The following is a 19,365-nucleotide window of genomic DNA, read 5'->3' as shown; positions in this document are numbered from 1 at the left end:
ATTATTTATGTCGATTAAGTTTGCTCAGACGAAACACCAGGTAATAGATTTAATTAAGCACCGCTGGAGCGCACGCTCCTTTGCAGAAAAGGCGATATCAGAAAGGGATATGCAAACAATACTGGAAGCTGGTTCATGGGCTGCCAGTGCCAATAACTCCCAGCCATGGCGTTATGCCTATGCTCATAAGGGTACAGAAGGATTTGAGACGCTGCTGTCAACATTGGCTCCGGGTAATCAGCCATGGGCTAAAAATGCTGCGGTGCTGGTGGCAGGGATCGGTATCAAAGAATTACCGGATACACAACAGAAGAACGCTTATTATCTGCATGATATAGGGATGGCTAATTCCTTTATATTGTTACAGGCATCCAGCATGGATATTTACAGTCATGTGATGGCCGGGTTCAGTAAACAGCAGATCTCAGAAAAACTGTCCCTGCCGGAGAATGAGGAGCCGGTATGTATCATTGCACTGGGTTACCTGGCTGATGCAGAGAAACTGGAAGAGCCGTATAAATCAAGAGAGATGGCGCCACGCAGCCGCAAGCCGCTGGCCGAATTTACCACTTTGTTAGATTAAAGAATATGCAAATCGATCAACTGAACATACTGGCGCTGGGCCGTAATCCGGAAATCATGCTGGTCATGAACAGGCTGCTCAATGCTCCTGCAAGATGGTACGGCGTAACCGTGAACACAGAGGAAGAAATGCTGGCAGCTTTTGCCACAACTTCTTTCCACATTGTATTGTTATGTGCCGGGGTAACACCGGAGGAGGAAGTCCGGCTGAAGGCACAACTCTCTGCACTGAATCCGTCGGTGATCGTACGGCGGCATTATGGCGGTGGCAGCGGGTTGCTGAACAACGAAATCAAATTTGTATTAGACCAGGAAAATATTCAACTGGCATCATGAAAAAGAATATTGCTCATACCCTTGCAGCTTAATTTTATGGAAGAAGTAGTATTAAGATTAAATCAAAAAAATCACGGCGCTTTTTACCTGATGCAGAATGGCGAACAGGTGGGAGAAATGGTGATTGGCGTGAATGATAAGAACCTGACGGTTTATCATACGGAAATTATGCCACAGGCAGAAGGTCACGGTCTCGCCGTGAAATTGCTGGAAGCGATGGTGGCATATGCCCGCGAACATCACCTGATGGTGATACCGTTATGTGCTTATGTACATGCTCAGTTTAAAAAGCATCCGGAAACATATGCCGATATATGGCAGAAACAAACAAACGAATAAAATGCATACGAAGAACATGGTTACAGCAGGAAAGAAAATAAGCGAAGCATCCAAAGTGATGATCATGATTCATGGACGTGGTGCCAGTGCGGAAGATATTCTCTCCCTGGCTAATTACCTGCCGGTGAAAGATTTTGCACTCATTGCGCCACAGGCGTCTGGTGGCACCTGGTACCCTTACTCTTTTATGGCGCCTCCGGCACAGAATGAGCCTTATTTATCATCTGCTTTATCTGTGATAAAAGAGATTACTGCAGATGTTATTGCTCAGGGTATTTTACCTGAGAATATATACTTCCTCGGGTTTTCCCAGGGAGCATGTTTAACACTGGAATTTGTGACCAGGAATGCGCAGAGATATGGCGGAGCCGTTGCGTTTACAGGTGGATTGATCGGGGATAAGATTTATCAGGAGAATTATACGGGAGACTTTGGCGGAACGCCTGTATTTATCGGCACCAGTAACCCTGATCCGCATGTACCGGTGGACAGAGTGCTGGCCAGTGAAAAAATATTACAGCAGATGCATGCAGCTATAACCGTAAAGGTATATCCGAATATGGGACATACTGTGAGTCAGGATGAGATTGAGCAAGCGACTAAGCTGATCTTCAAAAGCCAGATATGAGCTTAAACAGCTAAAGCTTTTTATACATCGAACTTTTCACTTTACTTAAAAATTCAGGAGATACACCGATATACCTGGCAATCTGATGCTGAGGGACCCGCTGTACAATATGCGGGTACTTCTCTATAAATGCCAGGTATCTTTCTTCCGCCGTCTGGGAGACATTGGCATAGAAACGTTGCTGCAGCACGCCCAGAGAGCGTTGTACCATGTGCCTGAACAACCTTTCAAACTTCGGTACTTCCTGAAAAAGCCTCGCTTTATCTTCGTAGTTGATCATCAGCAGTTCACAATCTTCCAGTGTTTCGATGAACTGTATGGAAGGCTTTCTTTCTGAGAAACTGGATAAATCGCTCACCCACCAGTCTTCCACCGCAAACAACAATATTGTTTCTACCCCTTCTTTATTGACGTAATACGTACGGATACACCCCTTCAATATATACGCTTCAAAGTCACAGACCTCCCCTTCCTTCAGCAGGAAACTTTTCTTTTTCACTTTTTTATATTGCAGCATGGAGTGGAATACTTCCAGTTCTTCTGGTGTAAGTTGTATGTCCCTCGCTACAAACTGGTCTATCCTTTCGAACATAAATTGTCTTAAAATTGTCTTAAAATATCCGATTTAAGTACAATAATAAGCAAATGAAGCGTATCTATGAGCTACCGCTCCTGTATAAAATGATATGCTTATTCTATCTTAGCATATATTTTGACATAATTTTGTACTAAATAATAAATTCCGCATGGAATCTTCACGAGTTAAAAAGTTATCCCGTTTAAAGTGGATCTTACCGGTCATTTTGCTGGGAGCATTAACCAGCGCTGCTTATCTTCCTACAGAATGGCCCGAAAAGGTGACCGCTGCATTGGATTTATTTGGCAAACGCTTCCCACAGGAAAAAGTATACCTGCACCTTGACAAAGATTATTACGCTTCCGGCGAAACGATCTGGTTCAAAGCATATATCATGGTACAGGGCCTCCCCTCTCTTGGCGCCAGTAATCTTTACGTAGAACTGCTGGACAAAAGCGGCACCGTTATCATGAAGAAACGTATCATGGCAGGTGGCGCCGGCGCTGCAGGCGATATTGAACTACCTGAAACCCAGAAACCCGGGCAGTACCAGATCAGGGCATATACCGCCTGGATGCTGAATTTCGACCCTGCTTTCCTGTACTACAGGAACATCGAAGTATTTGATGCCAGGAACCGTACGCCTTCTACCGGTAAGGATAGTGTCCTACCCCGCGATTTTGCCGTACAGTTCTTCCCTGAAGGGGGGGACCTGCTGGAAAATATAGCTACACAGGTAGCCTTTAAGGCAGTTGATCAGAACGGCTACCCTATTGCGGTAAGCGGAAATATACAGAACAATAAAGGCAAAACCATTGCCACCGTACAGACGCTACACGATGGGATGGGTTCATTTGAACTGACAGCGCTCCCCGGGGAAACCTACCATGCCGTAGTGAAAAGCGCGAATGGCCAGGAAAAGAATGTGATACTGCCTGTGGCTAAAAATACCGGGGCCGCACTGAAAGTATACAACAGGGGTACACGTATATTCTACCAGGCTTCACCGGCGAATATCGAAGATACCACCTATGACCGGTTATTCTTAGTAGCACAGATGCAGCAACAGCTTGTATACAGGGCCTCTCTGAAAGTCTCTGACGGCAGGATAAGCGGTTTTATCCCTACCGCCAGTATTCCCAGCGGCATCTTGCAACTGACGTTATTCAGCGCCGACGGGAAACCGTTGTCTGAACGACTGGTATTTGTTAAGAAGAATGATCAACTGGTTATCAATCTGAAAAATCCTTATATCAATACAGATGAGAGGTCCAAGAATAAGATTGAAATAGAAATACCCGATACTTTAAAAACAAGTTTATCTATTTCTGTGACTGATGCAGACCTGGTGATGAAAGATCCCGATGAGAATAATATTTATTCCAATCTCCTGCTCACGTCCGATCTGAAAGGATACATTTATAATCCGGCCTGGTATTTCTCGGATACGAGTAAACTGGCCACAGATGCCTTAGACCTGGTGATGATGACCAACGGATGGAGAAGGTTCAGCTGGGAAAAGATCATCAACAATGATTTGCCACAGATCCGCTTCCCTTATGAACAGGGGATTTCTATAAAGGGTACTGCCTATGTGGAAGGCCGTGTTCCCCTTAACAACGGAAAGATTTCCATGATCCTGAAACATCCGCTGGACAGCACGACTGCCTTTACCTCTGCCACGACTAACCAGATGGGGGAATTTACTGTAGATAATTTACAGTTCATGGATACGCTGGATATATATTATAAAGGCAGTGACAAAGACAAATCGAAAGCAGTAAACGTAAAATTCAATTCTCATTTCTTTGATAACTATGTAGCGCTTAAATCACCTTATCCTTTCCGGGTACCGGCTCCTTTAGATAAGAGCGTGCTGACCAACTTCCTGAATGCAGCGAATGAAAGTAACCGGGTGAACAGGGCTATCAGTAACAGAACGATCCTGCTGAAAGAAGTGAATATCAAAGAAAGACGTATTGCTCCTGAGGAAACCATTGATAAGAAATATGCTTCGGGGATGTTTGCCGGCGGGGATGGGTATTCATTTGACCTGACCAAGGAAGCGCCTACTTCTTTTAACGTATTTCAGTATTTACAATCGAGGGTAGCCGGTTTGCAGATAACCGGGGATTATAATAACCCTACCTTATCATGGAGAGGTGGTACGCCCACGTTGTACCTCAATGAGATGCAAACACAGAAGGATATGATCAGCAGTCTGAATATCAATGATATTGCGCTGATCAAGGTATTCCGTCCTCCTTTTATGGGTGGCGTTGGCGGTGGTTCCGGTGGAGCGATTGCCATTTATACCAAGAAAGGCGGGGATAGCAATGATCCGGCAGTGAAAGGTTTTGAGTTGTATAAGAAAGGTGGATATAGTATCCTGAAAGAGTTTTATTCACCTGATTATTCTGTGAGGAAAGAGGTACATGCACTGGCAGACAAACGACTGACGCTTTACTGGAACCCAAGTGTGAATGTGGATTCTGCTTCTCATACGGCAAAGATCGCTTTTTATAATAATGACTTCACCAGGCATTTCAGGGTGATCGTAGAAGGAATTGCTGAGGATGGCCGTGTGGGACGTGTAGAGGATACTTTTTAGATTTATTCTGATCAAAGAACAATTTTTATATGATGGTGCTTCGCACCATCATATAAAAATTGAAGGGGGTTTTGCAGGGCTTCGCCCTGCACCCAAAAATCAAATTGAATGGATTCTCCGAGGGCGGCACGAATAGCGATTACATTATTCTTCTTTATTTCCGGATTTGGATATTCTTCCTGGGCTTCGAGGATTCCTGATATCCAGCGAAAATTAGCGCTCAATGAGGCGCAGCTGGGGTTTGTCCTGTTTGCTTTACCACTGGGGCTGATCCTCACCCTGCCAGTTACCGGTATGCTTTTAAGGAAGTTCAGTAGTCGCAATATCATGATGGTGGGCGCCATGGTGTTTAACCTGATGTTATGTCTGCTGGGGTTTGTGACCAGGAGCTGGCAGCTGGTGATCGTGTTGTTCTGCTTCGGCTCCTCCCGCAACCTGATGAATATCTCTATGAATGCACAGTCTGTGGGTGTGCAGGCGCTCTTTACCAGGTCTATCATTACTACTTTTCACGGGGTATGGAGCCTGGCCGGTTTCGCCGGGGCGTTACTCGGGTTGCTCATGGTATATATGCATTTCCCTACTTACTGGCACCTGCTTTTTGCAGGTACTTCTATGATCATTTTAGGGCTTTTCTTCTTCCCGACCACCTTACATCAGCCCCCTTCTACAGGCGGTGGTGGCAAGCGCCTGATATTACCAGATAAACACCTGTTAAAGTTCGGGTTCATCTCTTTTGCGGTAATGGCTTGTGAGGGTACTATGTACGACTGGAGCGGGATCTATTTCGAAAAAGCGGTGCACGCTATCTCTACCGTGGGATATGTAGCCTTTATGATCGCCATGGCCTGCGGAAGGTTCAGCGGTGATAGACTCGTTAACAGATTGGGGATCCCTGTTATTATAAAATTCAGTGGCCTGCTTATATTGTGCGGAATGCTGCTGGCAGCGGCATTGCCTTTTCCCGTTTCTGCAGGGATAGGATTTATGATGATAGGGTTGGGAACTTCCTGCGTGGTACCACTGGTATTCAGTATGGCGGGCAGGTCAAAAAATATGAGCAGCGGATCGGCTATAGCGGCCGTATCTACAGTGGGATATCTTGGGTTTTTAATCGTACCCCCCGTGGTAGGATTTTTAGCAGAAGCAGCAGGATTGCGCTGGGCATTTGCCACCATAGCCTGCCTGGGTTTAGTGATTACCTGGCTGATAAGACATGTTAAAGAAGAAGCTTAATATATGGAATGTATCATTTTCGATTGTGATGGCGTATTAGTAGATAGTGAGGTGATCAACAACAGGGTGTTGCTGGAGATGACAGCTGAATATGGGGTGAGTATGGACCTCTCAGAGGCTGTTGAAGAATTTAGCGGGATCAGGCTGAGAGAAGCTATCAGGGCTTTACAGCGACGTGCGACCCGCCCTTTTCCGGAGAATCTGGAACAGGATTTCCGCGCCAGGACCTATGAGATATTTAAGAAGGAAATGCAGCCCGTACCAGGAGTAAAAGCAGTGCTGGACGGATTGAAGATCCCTTTCTGTGTGGCTTCCAGCGGACCGGTGGAGAAGATAAAATTAAACCTTACCGTAACAGGTCTGATAGGTTATTTTGAGAACAGGATTTTTAGCGGATATGATATTGGCAGCTGGAAACCTGATCCGGGGATATTCTTATATGCAGCGGAAAACATGGGATTTGATCCTTCTGTTTGTGCAGTGGTGGAAGATAGTAAAGCCGGGATTACAGCAGCGGTGAGAGGTGGGTTTATTCCTTATGGTTATGCGAAGCCTTTTAATGGGAAAGAGCTGGAAAAAGAGGGCGCAAAAGTGTTTTATAATATGAGTGAATTACCGGGATTGTTATCATTATAAACTATCATGGCGGCATAACGCCCATGATGACTAACAGATACAGGCTTCCCTTCTAAAAAAGGGATCCCGTATTCATCTTTGCTGATGTTCCAATCTTCCCTTTGCCCTGTATAGACTTCCAGGGCATCAAATAACTCAGATCTTTCTACTGCAATGGTATGAATACAGTCATTTATCTGATAGCTTTTAAAGGGATATAATCTGCCTTCGTAAATAACGAAGTTTTCTTTCGAGCATTGATATTTAAGGGGAGCGTAAGTTCTTATATGAGATAACCTGTTTATGATCTTGTAAACGGCTTCTTTCCGGCTCCAGAGCTGCCATACCATTAACGTGGAATTTTCAGCATTTGCAATCATTGATTGCTCTCCGGCAGTAAATATTTTATCCAGATAACCGGGGCGCCGCCAGTGGCTTTCCCGGGCAGCAAGATCAAGATCGATTATGTCGTTCCCGATCACCGGACTGAACGTTTTATGATTGTCATAATCACTGCCCTGCGAGTTTTGCTTCAATGATCTCTATAGCAGCTTTTACACTCATCATGCGTTCCATGGAATCATTGTCAATAACGATGTTGAATTTTTCTTCAACGTCCAGGATGATATCTACGAGGTTAGCAGAATTGATCTGGAGGTCTGTTACAAAGTCAGTGTTTTCGTTGAGGTTATTCAGCGCCTCTTCCTCTTTCGTATAAGGCTTTACGATATCCCTGATTGCAGCGATTAACGTTTCTTTATTCATTTATTTATATTTCTTTAAAATAATACAAGCATTGACATCGCCAAATCCAAAACTGGCTTTAGCGATCAAATTTAATTCTTTATGCAGCAACTGCCGTGGTATTTTTTCTTCGTCAACAATGGCGCTGATAGCAGGATGAAGGTCTTCACAATTGATATTCGGAAACAGGAAATCTTCTTTTAACTGCAATACCGCGGCTACCAGTTCTATACTTCCCGAAGCGCTCAGGCAGTGACCGATCATACATTTTAATGCATTGATATAGGGAAAATCTTTTCCCTTACGGCCCAGTGCCACACTCCAGTTTTCTATTTCTAACGCATCTTTACCGGTGGCGGTCAGGTGACCATTAATAGCATCAATTTCGCGGGCGTTCACACCGGCATGTTGTAAGGCACTGGTAATGCAGCGTTGCACAGCCTCGCTGTTAGGCGCTGTCATCGTGCCATCGCCACGCTGTCCGCCGGAATTGACGTGGCCGCCCAGCACTTCCGCATAGATGGGTACGCCTCTTTCCAGGGCGCTGTCCAGCGATTCCAGGAGCAGGGCGCCAGCACCGCTGCCGGGTACGAAGCCGCTGGCAGTAGCGCTCATAGGGCGTGAGCCTCCGGCAGGATTATCGTTGTGTTTGAAGGTGCATACTTTGAGGGCGTCGAAGCCGCCCCAAATATAAGGTCCGCTATCGCTGGTACTACCGGCCAGCATGCGTGTTGCCTGTCCGGATACGATGCGGTCATACGCCATCAGCAGGCTTTCTGCGCCGGTGGTACAGGCGGAGGAGTTGGTAGTGACCTGGTTGCCGAGCCCCAGCTTCCCCCCCAGCCAGGCGCTGATACCGCTGGCCATGGTCTGCGGAACGACGGTGCTGCCCAGTCGGCGTACCTGCAGGTCATCCACTTTATAGATGGCTTCCCGCAGTTTATCTACACCGGCAGAACCAGCGCCGAAGATAGTCCCGCTGTCCCAGTCGGGCCCACCGGAACTGACAGGTAGTTGCGCGTCTTTCCAGGCGTCTATGCCGGCGATGAGACCGTAGAGGATACCATTGCTATTGAAGTTGCGCAGTTCTAATGGTTCCAGGTAAGCCAGTTGCAGGCTTTCAGGGACATCGGGTTTGCCACTGATCTGACAGGAGAACTGTAACGCTTCGAGTTGGGGATCATGGCGGATACCGGAGCGGCCTGCCTGGATAGCCTCTCTGAATGCAGGGATACCTACCCCATTGGGAGCAGCTACACCTAATCCTGTTATGACAACACGTTTATGCATCGGTTTTGAGAATCATACCGGAAATGGTACCACTACATACCTCTTTCCCTTCTTTGTTCTGCAGTTTTACTTTACACTTCAGTTTACCAAAACGGAAATATACTTTTTCGGAAATGACCGTTACTTTTTCTCCCGGGAAGACAGGGAGTCTGAACTCTATTTCTGAAGAAGTAAGCGCGAACGATCTTCCTCTGCAGGATTCCATATCAGCTGTGATATAGATACCCAGGCAAACCAGTCCTATCTGTGCCATTGTTTCTGTAAGCAACACGCCTGGCGTAACCGGGTATTTTTTAAAATGTCCTTTATAACAATCCATTTCTGCATTAAAAGTGTAGTGACCTCTTACACCGTTCTGATCGATGTGGTCCAGTCCGTCTACAAACAGAAAATCGGGTCCATAGGGCAAGCATTGCAAGATTTCTTCTATAGTCATGTATAAGCTGATATGTGATGCTCCTTTAGCAAAAGTAATAGGTATTTAAATAATATTAACTGATATGTGACCCTCCATCAACAGGAATAATAGCACCATTGATCCATGCAGCTTCATCTTTACATAAGAGATACACTACGTTGGCGATATCTTCCGGTGTGGTTAAACGTTGGAAAGGATTCCTTGTTTTATCATAACTGATCAATTGTTCACTTCCAGGTATCATCTGCAAAGAACGGGTATTTGTAATTCCCGCCTGTATGCAATTTGCCCGGAGCCCCTGTGCTGCATATTCCAGGGCTATGTTCCGTGTAATGGCTTCCAGAGCGGCTTTAGCGGCAGATACCGCTGCATAGTGCTTCCATGCTTTGCTGCTGCCCTCACTGGTAAAGGAAATGATCCGGGCATCCGGTGCAAATAAACCACTGTCTGCCAGCCCCTGCGTCCACTCGTACAGGCTGAAGGCCATGCCTTCCATGGTGAGGCGGAAGTCATCTAAACCCAGCACAGGCCCCTTCTCCGACACCATTGCCTTGAGGTTGCCCCTTGCTATGCTGTGCAGCAGGCAACGCACCTTTCCGCTCTCTGTCATCTGTTCTTTCAACTGTAGCAGGATCTCTGCACGTTTTTCGGGGTTGATGGCATCTGCGTTAAAGGAGATCAGCCGGACACCTTTGGCTCTCACCGCTTCGAAAGCCGCATTGATCTTTTCCATGTCTATACGCGGATCACGGTGAACGATACAGATGTTCATACCATGTTCTGCCAGTTTACGGACGGCAGCCAGTCCCAGGCCGCTACTTCCGCCCAGTACAACCGCCCAGTACTGGTGGCTTGCAAATTCCTTTACCATTGTAATAAGATTCTCTGTGCAGAAAAGCCCGGGCCAAAACTCAGCATCAGCCCCTTATCACCGGCGGGAATTCCCTTGTCCATCATTAGTTCCAGCACATACAGTACGGTAGCGCTGGACATATTACCATACAGGCGCAACACCTCTTTAGTATCATCTATATTTTTACCCAGCCCTCCAAACAGTTCTTCTACTGTTTGTATGATCTTTTTACCACCGGGGTGGAAGATCAGGTGATTGACCTCTTCAATGGAAGTACCGTACCTTGCCAGGAAAGGATGCACAATATCGGGGAAGTGAGCCGCGATACGTTCCGGCACTTCCACGTCCAGCACCATCTGTAAGCCGGTATTGGTGAGTTTAAAACCCATCATATGTATGGCATCAAAGAAGTGGTACATCTCTTCGGCAATGATCTCAGGCCCTTTATCTTCCTCAAAGGAAGACAATATTACACAGGCCGCTCCATCCCCAAAGATAGCAGCACTTACAATATTAGCCATAGAAAAATCGTCCAGTTGGAAAGTAGCGGTAGGCGATTCTACCGCAATAACGGCTGCACGCTTGCCTGGATTGGCTTCCAGGAACTTTTTGGCGTAGATCATGCCTGATATGCCGGCAGCACAGCCCATTTCTGTAACAGGCAGGCGAACGATATCCTGGCGTAACTGCATCTCATTGATCAGGTAAGCGTCCATAGAAGGGATCATGATCCCGGTACAGCTTACGGTGATGATATAGTCCAGGTCGCGGGGCTGCAAGCCTGCTTTTTCCAGGGCATCTTTGAGGCATTTTTTGCCCAGGATGGTTACTTCTCTTACATAAATGTCATTTTTCTCTTCGAAGGAAGTGTTGTTAAACACTTCTTCAGGACTCATGATCGAATAACGCTTATCTACCGCAGCATTCTCAAAAATCTTCTTCACTTTGCGGACGAAGCGGTCTTCCTGTCCGGCTAACCAGAGGTCCAGGAAAGGTATGATCTCTTCTGTAGTTCTTGAATACTGAGGTAAGGCCTTCGCAACAGCTTGTATTTTAACGCTCATAAATTTGAAATTATCCACTGGTAACGGAAAGCCCATTTCCATCTGAGGGTATAATGTACGATATTTAGTTTTTCTGACAATTCAACGATCTCCTTTCTTTTAAAGCCCCGGAGAATAGAGGTAAGCCCATCTTCCCTTGAAATTTTGCCCAACCGGCACACTATACATACCAGCTGGAACAAACGGTAAGCCAGAGCACTGCGTTGCAGGTCGTTAATCACGATACCTATCCTGGCTTTGCGGCGGAACCGGTTCATTAACTGTATGATCTCTCCTGTTTTAAAATGATGCAGGGTGAGGGTGCATAACAGGATATCATAGGAGATATGCTCAAACGACCCGTCCATGACATCTATACATTCGTAACTGATATCCGGATAGTTTGCGGATAAGGCAGTAGCGTGACTAACAGTAAAGTTATTTGCATCGATGCCCAATAGTTTCAGTTGTAGTTTATGTTCCTTTCCGTAATCCGATAGCTCTCTCAGCATATCGCCGTTGCCACAGCCGATGTCTGCGATGGTGATGGTCTGCCCGGGAGTTATCTGCAGCAGCAGGGCAGCTACTCCGCTTAAAGTAGCTTTATTGCCTCCCAGAAGGCGGTTGATCTGTGCAATCTCGTCGAGGTTGTCCTTCAGTTCATCCCCTTCCAGCAGAAAGTCGTCCATGATCTCGGGCGCCAGGGTCCTTTGCCGGGTGTTTATAAACATCAGTCGGTCACGTTTAATTCTTTCCCGTGTGTTTGCCGGATGATGACCGGCAACAGCATTGGGAACAGTACTAATCCTTTCATAATAGCTGTTGAAAGCCGGTGTTTTCTGAACAGGGCAGATAACAGTTTACCGGCAGCGATTCTCTTTCCAAAAGCATTGTTCCAGTTTTTAATATAGTTATTTTCCAGTGTATTACGGGAAGGAGAATTTGTTGTAAAGAAGTCCAGTACTTCTTCGGACGCTATTTTAGCGCTATGGATGGCCATTGCCATACCGTTTCCGCAAAGCGGATGTATTAAGCCGGCGGTATCGCCTGTCATTAAAATATGCTGATCTACTTTCTCCTTTGCAGCAAAGGATACCTGGCTGATGGTCAGTGGGCGGTCGAATATCGGTTCACTGTTCTCAAAGACCTCTTTCAGGTGTTTATTCCGGTATAGTACCTGTTCCCGGTGTGTATCTATGTTTTTGTATTGTTTGAAGGTGTTGTAGTTCACCAGGTAGCAGATATTGATAATATCATTCTCTACTTTAGAAACGCCGCAGTAGCCACCGCTGAAGTTATGCAAGGCTACGAGCCCGTCCGGGAAGCCGCCTTTATAATGCCCCTTTACCGCCAGCCAGGGAGAGCGTTCCTGTAAGAACGATCTTTTCAGTTGCTGATCCAGTATGGCACGTTTGCCATAAGCACCCAGTACGAAGCGGGCTTTTAACAAGCCGTTCTCTGCGGTGCTGACGTTGAAGCTGTTATCTTCAAAAAGGATATCCGTTACCGTATCTTCCAGCAGTTCACAACCATTGTTGACGGCCTGCTGCATCAGGAACTGATCGAAGGTATAGCGGCTGATGCCAAAACCGCCCATAGGCAGTATGGTTTCCACCATCTTACCGGTAATGGCGGAAATACTTACACGGTTGATCTGTGCAGGTTGCAGCACAGCGGGGTCTGCCCCTAACCATTGCAGGTAAGGCAATACTTCATTAGAGATGTACTCTCCGCAAACTTTATGTCTGGGATATGGGTGCTTCTCGACAACAGTAACGTGTAAACCCGCACGGGACAGATGGATAGCGCTGGTGAGCCCTGCCAGTCCCCCCCCGGCTATGATGACATCCCTCATTGTTCAAGTCAATAATCAGGCACAATTTAAACAATTTACGGTTTGTTTTCCCTGGTGAGTGTTTGTTTACCGAACCATTGCTCATTGTATAATGTTTCGGCCATTTCTCCGCCGCAAACAGTATGGAAAAGACGTTCCCACCCGGCCGTAAAGCGAATGATATTAAACCGCTTCATAGCGGTCAGCTGTGCTTCTCTTCCTATTTTTATTGCCAGTTCGGGATCATCCAGCAATAATCTCATTTTCTTTATCAGGTAAGTAATATCCGTATGGATAAAACCATTCTTCCCGTTTTCTATAACAGTCACCAGGTCTGTCGTGGCGAGTCCTACCACCGGCATTCCCTGCATCATGGCTTCGCATACGGACAGGGCCAGGCTGGTATGTCTTACAGGATGAAAGTAAAAACGGTATTTACCACGGAAAGCAGATAGCTGTGCATATGGTATCACACCCAGCCCTTCTTCCTCATTACCGGCACCTGCAAAATCTACCGGCAGGATATTCCTGACCTGTTTAAAAATGTCCCAGCCAACGGTACGGCCTCTCTGCGGCAGGTGATTGATGGTAGTGATACCGCGTTGCTGCTCGCCTGTATAAGGAACTTCGGGCATAGTGACCCCATGCTCTATTACGGTAGTGGGTGTACGGTTGTTATCCCACATCAACCTGTTATAATGTGTTACATGTACCAGGCAAATGCGGCGGTCATTGACGACATGTTTTGTTGAAACCGGACTTTTAGAAGGTGTATTATGTTCCAGGTAAATACGTGGCAGCTTTCGCTGGGCGGGCGATAGAATGGCATACTGATCTACCAGGTAATCTTTTGTAGACTGATACAGGATACAATCGAAAGACATATCCTTTACCATTTCGGCAGGCACTTCAAACACGTTGGCCCCAAATGGCAATGTCTTTCCTTTCCCTGTATAACCAGGCGTATCCTGTTTATTAACAGGAATGTAAATGTCATAATTCCCCTGTGATAAATAATACAGGTAGCTACTATGCGTATGCCAGGTAAAAATTTTCAGGCGCTGCCCATGCTCTTGAACGCTCATATTAATATTAGGATTTACAATGGAATAATGACTTCCCGTCTTGTACCGGCAAGAAGCAAACCAAAGTTCCTATTGTTGGGCAGAGCGATGTGTACCGGGCTTTTAAAGCGGCCACTACTTAAAAAAGCAGGTACACAACTGAGCAGATTGTTCCACAGGGTGTATCGTATTCACAGCTTCAGTAATACCTGAAACTGTGAATAATGTGTATCAGTAGCGTGCATATTGAATAGCTGTCTTTTTATAATTGGTAAAATTGAGTCCTGAGAGGTTTTTAAAGAACTTGCTGAAGTGAGAGATATCTTCAAAGCCCAGGTTATAGGCAATCTCTTTCATGCTGGCCCCTGAATAAGCAGCCTGTCTTTTTGCTTCCAGCAGCACGCGCTGGCGGATATGATGACTGGCAGGGAAACCGGAAGCCTTTTTTACAATTTCATTGAGATGATTAGGAGTGATACATAATTCTTCTGCGTATACGGATACCAGTTTGTGGGTCATGTATTTTTTCTCAACGATGTCGAAGAATTTGTTGACCAGGTCTATCGTCTTCGGTTTCACTGCATTGGTGGTGGAAGGTTCGTACTGCCGTGTTAAATAGATCAGGAAGATCTTCAGCAGGCCACGCAGGATCTCTGATCTTAACAGGAAAAAGTTATAATACTCTTTCAACATTTTCTGCAGCATGTCCAGCATCTCTTTCTGCATTTCTTCATTTACTTTTATGACCCTGGCGTAGGCATTCTTTTGCAGGGAGTTTGCACGAAAGATGAGGGAGGTCGTATCGTCCGGTATCAATAAAAAATCAGGGGAAAAGGTAAGTATATATCCTCTTACATCATCGTTGGCCCTGAAATGATGTAACTGGCCGGGAGTGATACAGTACACGCGATCAGGTGTCAGGTCCATCTGTTCCAGATCTATCTGACAGGTACCCGAACCTGCGGTGATCCATACTATTTTAAAGTAGTTATTGCGATGCGGAGCATCGTTGTTAAGTCGTAAAAGATGTTCTCCACATTCGATTGCATCTAATTCAAAAGAAGGCAAATTGGTGGTGGTGTGTTGCATTGCGAACCAGGATCTGTCATCTGGCTGCCGTTTACAGGAATACCGGATCATACTTGTCATAGAGAGGTAATTAATTGTTGTGTACTTAATGGGTCTATAAAACGCTAACTGGCTTGGCTAAGGAACAAGGCATTTTCATGGGTCTCAGATTTTCCCTCCTAAGAGGCAAAATACATACCACCCATTCAATTATTTGATTATCAATATATTAAGCGAATACTACTCAGCTCTAATTCACCAAATAGAGTGAATTCACTAATCGTTGTCACGCTATTTAGTGAATATCCAGGGCTGGATTTTTTGATTATTTTCACAAGTGTTTAGGCCAACATATACTCCGGAGCTTATTAGCTATGATCCAGTAAAACAGTTCAGCCCTGCATTGAGGATGCGATATTTATATACAGACCATGAAAAGAACAAGAAATGAACCGTCGGGAAAGGATCAACCTTATAATGTCAAAAATGCAGTTACGCCTGTTATTAACAGGAAACAGTTCATGAACAATACTAAAAAAGAGTTGCGCAGAATTATCAATTTTGATTCTTCTTATATCGTCGTGTATGCTGAGGGATATATCCACTACTCCTGCTTTACAGAGAATATGCATCCCCTCGTAAAACAGAATTTATTTAAAAACACGTTCATATGCGAGGGTGCACTGACCCAGTCGAAACCATTTATTATTCACCACCATCAAATTAATTCATTTTCCCGTTTTCCCTTGTCCTTGTTACATAAAGAAAGTGGTTTTAAAAGTGCCTGTATTATCCCGTTATATGTAAATAATGCATTGACCGGCTATCTGGCGATGGAGTCTTTTCAGGAGCATCATTTCCCTTCTCCTGAAATATTTGAGAAGCTGGCCGACCTTATCGCCATACAGGTTTCTTATATCCTGCTACATGAGAAATTAAACAATGAATTAATTCCCTCTTCTGTACCTGAGAACTATCCTTTTGAAGAAATGATCGGTAAAAGTAAACCGCTGCTTGAAGTGTTTGATCATATCAGCATGGTAAGCAGGACGGATACTTCTGTGCTTTTGCTGGGAGAAACAGGAACAGGGAAAGAGCTGATTGCGCAGGCTATCCACCGTCTGTCATCCCGTGCCGCCAAAACGCTGGTAAAGCTGAATTGCGCGGCCCTGCCACCGCAGCTGATCGAGTCCGAGTTGTTCGGTCATGAAAAGGGGGCTTTTACCGGCGCCATTGAGAAACGCATTGGTAAATTTGAGGTGGCGGACGGCAGCACACTGTTCCTGGATGAAATAGGCGAACTACCGCTTGAATTACAGGCGAAACTGCTGCGCGCCCTGCAGGAGAAAGAGATAGAACACCTGGGCAGCAACAAAGTGATTAAGGTGAATGTGCGGATCATTGCGGCCACCAACCGTGAGCTGGATAAGGAAGTAATGGCAGGCAGGTTCCGGGCCGACCTTTACTTTCGCCTGAACGTATTTCCTATCTACATCCCTCCGCTGCGGGAAAGGAAAGAGGATATTCCCCTGCTGGCCGGACATTTTCTGCAACAGATGGGGACTAAACTGGGAAAGGTATTCAGAGGGATCAGTCCAGAAGTGTTACAGCAATTATCAGCTTATGACTGGCCGGGGAATATCCGCGAGCTGGAACACGTGATCGAAAGGAATGCCATTTTATGCAAGGGCGATTACATACAGGACCTGCAGCTGGCATCGTCTTCCCATATCCGGTCAGAAACAGGGTTTGCCATTAAAACCTGGGAAGAGCATGAAAAAGAGTACATCCTCTATGTACTGGCGAAGTGTAATGGCAGGGTAAGCGGCGCAAAAGGGGCCGCCCAGGCACTGGGCATTCCTCCCACTACCCTGGAATCTAAAATGAAAAAACTGGGGATTAAGCGGCAACACTACCCCGGCACGAAGGAATAACGAAATATCGTTAAGAAAATAGTAAAACCGCGAAATATCGTTTTTTTCAAATGCCGGGAATGCCACTAAACAACTGACTAACAATATATTATATTCAGGCACGTATTTCGTCTTTATAGGGCCAAACCGTTAGCATATGAAGTATCCTGAATTCTTCCCTTTGTTAAGATTTGAAAATCAGCCAACTGAACTACCATTTGTGATCATGGAATTTTGCTGGACAGAAGAAAATGTAAGACTGCACAATGAGATGCCGCATATGCAGGATTATGTAGAATTGATCTGGATCACAAAAGGCACCGGTAGTATGAATGTAGATCTGAAAGAGTATGCGCTTGCCGAAAACAGCGTATTCTGTATCACTCCCGGGCAGGTGCACCAATTAAAAGTAGAACAGGATATGGAAGGGTATCTCTTTCTCTTTACAGAGAACTTCCTGTTTAAGAATGAACATGAATTTGATCCGATGTATCATTCCGGCTTCTTTGATACCTTCTCAAAATCAACGAACATCCGTATCCAGGATGATATCTCTGCCGAAATATATGAGATCACGCAGAAGATGATGAAGGAATGCGGGAACCGCTACCCGTTCAAAGCAGAAATACTCAGGCGTTATTTTAAGATCTTCCTCATTTACCTGACAAGACAATTCCCTACTGTACTGAAAACTACTATGCAATCCAGAAACATTGAACTGGCAGAGAAATTTAAATCATACCTGGAAAAGAATTTCCGCAAGCAGAAAAAGGTAGCAGACTACGCCAGATTACTGTCGGTCACTCCTAATTACCTGAACGAGATCGTAAAGAAAATCACCGGTTATCCTGCCAGTCATCATATCCGCCAGCGGATCGTACTGGAAGCGAAAAGGCAGGCGGCCTACTCTGATGTATGTATGAAAGAGGTGGCGTGGCAACTGGGATTTTCAGACATTGCACACTTTAGTAAATTCTTCAAGAACAGCACCGGTATTAACTTTTCGGAATTCAAAAAAGAATGTCACATTATGCCATCCTGAACAAAAATAGTTAGCTTTGGAGCTTAATTTTATTTTATGGAAGGTCAGAACAGGAAGGATATATACCCAGGCCTGGAAGTGGGTATTATTCTCAAAAAGGATCAGCGTAGCGGAAAGATCACTTATGGTATTGTTAAGGATCTTTTAACCTCCTCCCCGTTTCATTCGCGGGGTATAAAAGTTCGTCTTGAGGATGGACAAATAGGTCGCGTTGCCGAGATAGGCCCCCCTGAAGAGGATTAGTTTTTGTAATTTTGCAGGGAGTATAAAAATTACATATGGCTTTTATTGACTATTATAAGATTCTGGGGGTTGATAAAAAGGCTTCAGAAGCAGATATTAAAAAGGCTTACCGAAAACTGGCCAGGAAATATCATCCGGACATTAACCCCAACGACAAGGAAGCAAATACCAAATTTCAACAGGTTAACGAGGCGAATGAAGTACTGAGCGATCCGGAGAAGCGTAAGAAATACGACGAATACGGAGAGCATTGGAAACATGCCGACCAGTACGAGCAGGCTAAATCTCAGGGCGGCGGCAGATCACAGGCAGGTTATGCCAGTGGTGGCGGCTTCTCGGGCGACTTTGGAGACGAACATTTCTCCGATTTCTTTGAATCCCTCTTTGGTCAGCGTAGTGGTGGCGGCGGCGGTGGACGCAAGTACCGTGGTCAGGATTTTAATGCGGAGTTACACCTGAGCCTGCGCGATGCACATAAGACCCATCAGCAGACGTTAACCGTTAATGGCAAACAGGTGAGGATCACTATTCCTGCCGGTATTGCAAACGGACAGATCATTAAATTAAAAGGGCATGGTGCACCGGGCGCTAATGGCGGACCTAACGGCGACCTGTATATTACTTTTGTAATTGCGGAAGACCCTGTGTTCAAGCGACTGGATAATGACCTCTATACCTCTGTTGAAATTGATCTTTACACAGCAGTATTGGGTGGTGATGTAATGATAGAGACGCTGGACAGTAAAGTGAAACTGAAGGTGAAACCAGAGACGCAGAACGGAACGAAAGTAAGATTGAAAAGCAAAGGATTTCCTGTGTATAAAAAAGACGGTGAGTTCGGGGACCTTATCATCACGTATAATGTGAAGATACCGACTAACCTTACTGAAAAACAGAAAGAATTATTCAGGGAATTATCGAAGTCTTAA

At 45.5% G+C, this 19,365-nt stretch carries 22 protein-coding genes; 11 read left to right on the top strand and 11 right to left on the bottom strand.

The window, feature by feature from the left end; translation table 11 throughout:
- Positions 1–7: 7 nt before the first annotated feature.
- From GO495_RS07240 to GO495_RS07225, 4 genes are read left to right on the top strand one after another with little or no spacing between them, the layout of a single operon-like run.
- Positions 8–583: a nitroreductase family protein gene (locus GO495_RS07240; RefSeq protein WP_157299003.1), complete on the top strand. Its 576-nt coding sequence runs from the start codon at positions 8–10 to the stop codon at positions 581–583.
- Positions 584–588: 5 nt separating this feature from the next.
- Positions 589–918: a hypothetical protein gene (locus tag GO495_RS07235; protein ID WP_157299002.1), complete on the top strand. Its 330-nt coding sequence runs from the start codon at positions 589–591 to the stop codon at positions 916–918.
- Between the two features lie 36 nt (positions 919–954).
- Complete coding sequence (locus GO495_RS07230; protein WP_157299001.1) at positions 955–1,257, top strand: GNAT family N-acetyltransferase; 303 nt, start codon at positions 955–957, stop codon at positions 1,255–1,257.
- Between the two features lies 1 nt (position 1,258).
- Positions 1,259–1,885, top strand: a complete 627-nt coding sequence (locus GO495_RS07225; protein WP_157299000.1) for an alpha/beta hydrolase — start codon at positions 1,259–1,261, stop codon at positions 1,883–1,885.
- A gap of 10 nt (positions 1,886–1,895) precedes the next feature.
- Here GO495_RS07225 and GO495_RS07220 read toward each other — a convergent pair whose 3' ends face one another.
- Positions 1,896–2,477, bottom strand: coding sequence for a Crp/Fnr family transcriptional regulator (locus GO495_RS07220; protein ID WP_157298999.1), 582 nt, complete (start codon positions 2,475–2,477; stop codon positions 1,896–1,898).
- Positions 2,478–2,631: 154 nt separating this feature from the next.
- Here GO495_RS07220 and GO495_RS07215 point away from each other — a divergent pair, with 154 nt between their 5' ends.
- The 3 genes from GO495_RS07215 to GO495_RS07205 all read left to right on the top strand — a co-directional run bounded on the left by GO495_RS07215 (position 2,632) and on the right by GO495_RS07205 (position 6,945).
- The gene (locus GO495_RS07215; RefSeq protein WP_157298998.1) at positions 2,632–5,073 is read left to right on the top strand and encodes an MG2 domain-containing protein; all 2,442 of its coding nucleotides are present in this window, start codon (positions 2,632–2,634) and stop codon (positions 5,071–5,073) included.
- A gap of 108 nt (positions 5,074–5,181) precedes the next feature.
- Positions 5,182–6,309, top strand: a complete 1,128-nt coding sequence (locus tag GO495_RS07210; RefSeq protein ID WP_157298997.1) for an MFS transporter — start codon at positions 5,182–5,184, stop codon at positions 6,307–6,309.
- A 3-nt stretch (positions 6,310–6,312) separates the two neighbouring features.
- Positions 6,313–6,945: an HAD-IA family hydrolase gene (locus GO495_RS07205; protein WP_157298996.1), complete on the top strand. Its 633-nt coding sequence runs from the start codon at positions 6,313–6,315 to the stop codon at positions 6,943–6,945.
- On the opposite strand, the gene GO495_RS07200 is transcribed toward GO495_RS07205, so the two are convergent.
- From GO495_RS07200 to GO495_RS07155, 10 genes are all read right to left on the bottom strand, one after another.
- Positions 6,906–7,460 carry a 4'-phosphopantetheinyl transferase family protein gene (locus GO495_RS07200; RefSeq protein WP_157298995.1) on the bottom strand — a complete coding sequence of 185 codons (555 nt, stop codon included), beginning with the start codon at positions 7,458–7,460 and terminating at the stop codon, positions 6,906–6,908. The genes GO495_RS07205 and GO495_RS07200 overlap by 40 nt on opposite strands.
- Positions 7,435–7,689 (bottom strand): acyl carrier protein, encoded by a 255-nt coding sequence (locus GO495_RS07195; protein WP_157298994.1) that lies wholly within the window; start codon positions 7,687–7,689, stop codon positions 7,435–7,437. Before GO495_RS07195 ends, GO495_RS07200 begins: the two co-directional genes overlap by 26 nt.
- Positions 7,690–8,958: a beta-ketoacyl-[acyl-carrier-protein] synthase family protein gene (locus GO495_RS07190; protein ID WP_157298993.1), complete on the bottom strand. Its 1,269-nt coding sequence runs from the start codon at positions 8,956–8,958 to the stop codon at positions 7,690–7,692. It lies immediately after the preceding gene.
- On the bottom strand, positions 8,951–9,394 hold the full coding sequence (locus GO495_RS07185; RefSeq protein WP_157298992.1) for a 3-hydroxyacyl-ACP dehydratase FabZ family protein: 444 nt from the start codon (positions 9,392–9,394) through the stop codon (positions 8,951–8,953). Before GO495_RS07185 ends, GO495_RS07190 begins: the two co-directional genes overlap by 8 nt.
- Before the next feature lie 55 nt (positions 9,395–9,449).
- Positions 9,450–10,247, bottom strand: a complete 798-nt coding sequence (locus GO495_RS07180; RefSeq protein ID WP_157298991.1) for an SDR family oxidoreductase — start codon at positions 10,245–10,247, stop codon at positions 9,450–9,452.
- Complete coding sequence (locus tag GO495_RS07175) at positions 10,241–11,293, bottom strand: type III polyketide synthase (protein ID WP_157298990.1); 1,053 nt, start codon at positions 11,291–11,293, stop codon at positions 10,241–10,243. The genes GO495_RS07180 and GO495_RS07175 overlap by 7 nt, the downstream gene beginning before the upstream one ends.
- Positions 11,290–12,003 carry a methyltransferase domain-containing protein gene (locus tag GO495_RS07170; protein WP_157298989.1) on the bottom strand — a complete coding sequence of 238 codons (714 nt, stop codon included), beginning with the start codon at positions 12,001–12,003 and terminating at the stop codon, positions 11,290–11,292. The genes GO495_RS07175 and GO495_RS07170 overlap by 4 nt, the downstream gene beginning before the upstream one ends.
- On the bottom strand, positions 12,003–13,127 hold the full coding sequence (locus GO495_RS07165; protein ID WP_157298988.1) for an NAD(P)/FAD-dependent oxidoreductase: 1,125 nt from the start codon (positions 13,125–13,127) through the stop codon (positions 12,003–12,005). Before GO495_RS07165 ends, GO495_RS07170 begins: the two co-directional genes overlap by 1 nt.
- Before the next feature lie 35 nt (positions 13,128–13,162).
- A complete protein-coding gene (locus tag GO495_RS07160; protein ID WP_157298987.1) occupies positions 13,163–14,191 on the bottom strand; it encodes a glycosyltransferase in 1,029 nt (342 codons plus the stop codon).
- Between the two features lie 210 nt (positions 14,192–14,401).
- Entirely contained in the window at positions 14,402–15,319 is a 918-nt protein-coding gene (locus GO495_RS07155) for an AraC family transcriptional regulator (protein ID WP_157298986.1), read from the bottom strand.
- Between the two features lie 350 nt (positions 15,320–15,669).
- Here GO495_RS07155 and GO495_RS07150 point away from each other — a divergent pair, with 350 nt between their 5' ends.
- The 4 genes from GO495_RS07150 to GO495_RS07135 all read left to right on the top strand — a co-directional run bounded on the left by GO495_RS07150 (position 15,670) and on the right by GO495_RS07135 (position 19,365).
- Complete coding sequence (locus GO495_RS07150; RefSeq protein WP_170302640.1) at positions 15,670–17,172, top strand: sigma-54 interaction domain-containing protein; 1,503 nt, start codon at positions 15,670–15,672, stop codon at positions 17,170–17,172.
- 136 nt (positions 17,173–17,308) lie between these two features.
- Positions 17,309–18,193: a helix-turn-helix domain-containing protein gene (locus GO495_RS07145; protein WP_157298985.1), complete on the top strand. Its 885-nt coding sequence runs from the start codon at positions 17,309–17,311 to the stop codon at positions 18,191–18,193.
- Positions 18,194–18,229: 36 nt separating this feature from the next.
- On the top strand, positions 18,230–18,436 hold the full coding sequence (locus GO495_RS07140) for a YwbE family protein (RefSeq protein WP_157298984.1): 207 nt from the start codon (positions 18,230–18,232) through the stop codon (positions 18,434–18,436).
- Between the two features lie 35 nt (positions 18,437–18,471).
- A complete protein-coding gene (locus GO495_RS07135) occupies positions 18,472–19,365 on the top strand; it encodes a DnaJ C-terminal domain-containing protein (RefSeq protein WP_157298983.1) in 894 nt (297 codons plus the stop codon).

The organism is Chitinophaga oryziterrae, from assembly GCF_009758125.1.
GTDB classification, from domain to species: domain Bacteria; phylum Bacteroidota; class Bacteroidia; order Chitinophagales; family Chitinophagaceae; genus Chitinophaga; species Chitinophaga oryziterrae.
This window is presented reverse-complemented; position numbering and strand designations above follow the sequence as displayed.

What these genes read in the sequence shown, in the direction of transcription:
- GO495_RS07160 (WP_157298987.1), bottom strand. Translation starts at nt 14,191, where the DNA reads ATGAGCGTTCAAGAGCATGGGCAGCGCCTGAAAATTTTTACCTGGCAT.
- GO495_RS07170 (WP_157298989.1), bottom strand. Translation starts at nt 12,003, where the DNA reads ATGTTTATAAACACCCGGCAAAGGACCCTGGCGCCCGAGATCATGGAC.
- GO495_RS07220 (WP_157298999.1), bottom strand. Translation starts at nt 2,477, where the DNA reads ATGTTCGAAAGGATAGACCAGTTTGTAGCGAGGGACATACAACTTACA.
- GO495_RS07140 (WP_157298984.1), top strand. Translation starts at nt 18,230, where the DNA reads ATGGAAGGTCAGAACAGGAAGGATATATACCCAGGCCTGGAAGTGGGT.
- GO495_RS07230 (WP_157299001.1), top strand. Translation starts at nt 955, where the DNA reads ATGGAAGAAGTAGTATTAAGATTAAATCAAAAAAATCACGGCGCTTTT.
- GO495_RS07135 (WP_157298983.1), top strand. Translation starts at nt 18,472, where the DNA reads ATGGCTTTTATTGACTATTATAAGATTCTGGGGGTTGATAAAAAGGCT.
- GO495_RS07225 (WP_157299000.1), top strand. Translation starts at nt 1,259, where the DNA reads ATGCATACGAAGAACATGGTTACAGCAGGAAAGAAAATAAGCGAAGCA.
- GO495_RS07155 (WP_157298986.1), bottom strand. Translation starts at nt 15,319, where the DNA reads ATGACAAGTATGATCCGGTATTCCTGTAAACGGCAGCCAGATGACAGA.
- GO495_RS07215 (WP_157298998.1), top strand. Translation starts at nt 2,632, where the DNA reads ATGGAATCTTCACGAGTTAAAAAGTTATCCCGTTTAAAGTGGATCTTA.
- GO495_RS07145 (WP_157298985.1), top strand. Translation starts at nt 17,309, where the DNA reads ATGAAGTATCCTGAATTCTTCCCTTTGTTAAGATTTGAAAATCAGCCA.
- GO495_RS07185 (WP_157298992.1), bottom strand. Translation starts at nt 9,394, where the DNA reads ATGACTATAGAAGAAATCTTGCAATGCTTGCCCTATGGACCCGATTTT.
- GO495_RS07235 (WP_157299002.1), top strand. Translation starts at nt 589, where the DNA reads ATGCAAATCGATCAACTGAACATACTGGCGCTGGGCCGTAATCCGGAA.
- GO495_RS07240 (WP_157299003.1), top strand. Translation starts at nt 8, where the DNA reads ATGTCGATTAAGTTTGCTCAGACGAAACACCAGGTAATAGATTTAATT.
- GO495_RS07195 (WP_157298994.1), bottom strand. Translation starts at nt 7,689, where the DNA reads ATGAATAAAGAAACGTTAATCGCTGCAATCAGGGATATCGTAAAGCCT.
- GO495_RS07205 (WP_157298996.1), top strand. Translation starts at nt 6,313, where the DNA reads ATGGAATGTATCATTTTCGATTGTGATGGCGTATTAGTAGATAGTGAG.
- GO495_RS07210 (WP_157298997.1), top strand. Translation starts at nt 5,182, where the DNA reads ATGGATTCTCCGAGGGCGGCACGAATAGCGATTACATTATTCTTCTTT.
- GO495_RS07150 (WP_170302640.1), top strand. Translation starts at nt 15,670, where the DNA reads ATGAAAAGAACAAGAAATGAACCGTCGGGAAAGGATCAACCTTATAAT.
- GO495_RS07175 (WP_157298990.1), bottom strand. Translation starts at nt 11,293, where the DNA reads ATGAGCGTTAAAATACAAGCTGTTGCGAAGGCCTTACCTCAGTATTCA.
- GO495_RS07165 (WP_157298988.1), bottom strand. Translation starts at nt 13,127, where the DNA reads ATGAGGGATGTCATCATAGCCGGGGGGGGACTGGCAGGGCTCACCAGC.
- GO495_RS07190 (WP_157298993.1), bottom strand. Translation starts at nt 8,958, where the DNA reads ATGCATAAACGTGTTGTCATAACAGGATTAGGTGTAGCTGCTCCCAAT.
- GO495_RS07180 (WP_157298991.1), bottom strand. Translation starts at nt 10,247, where the DNA reads ATGGTAAAGGAATTTGCAAGCCACCAGTACTGGGCGGTTGTACTGGGC.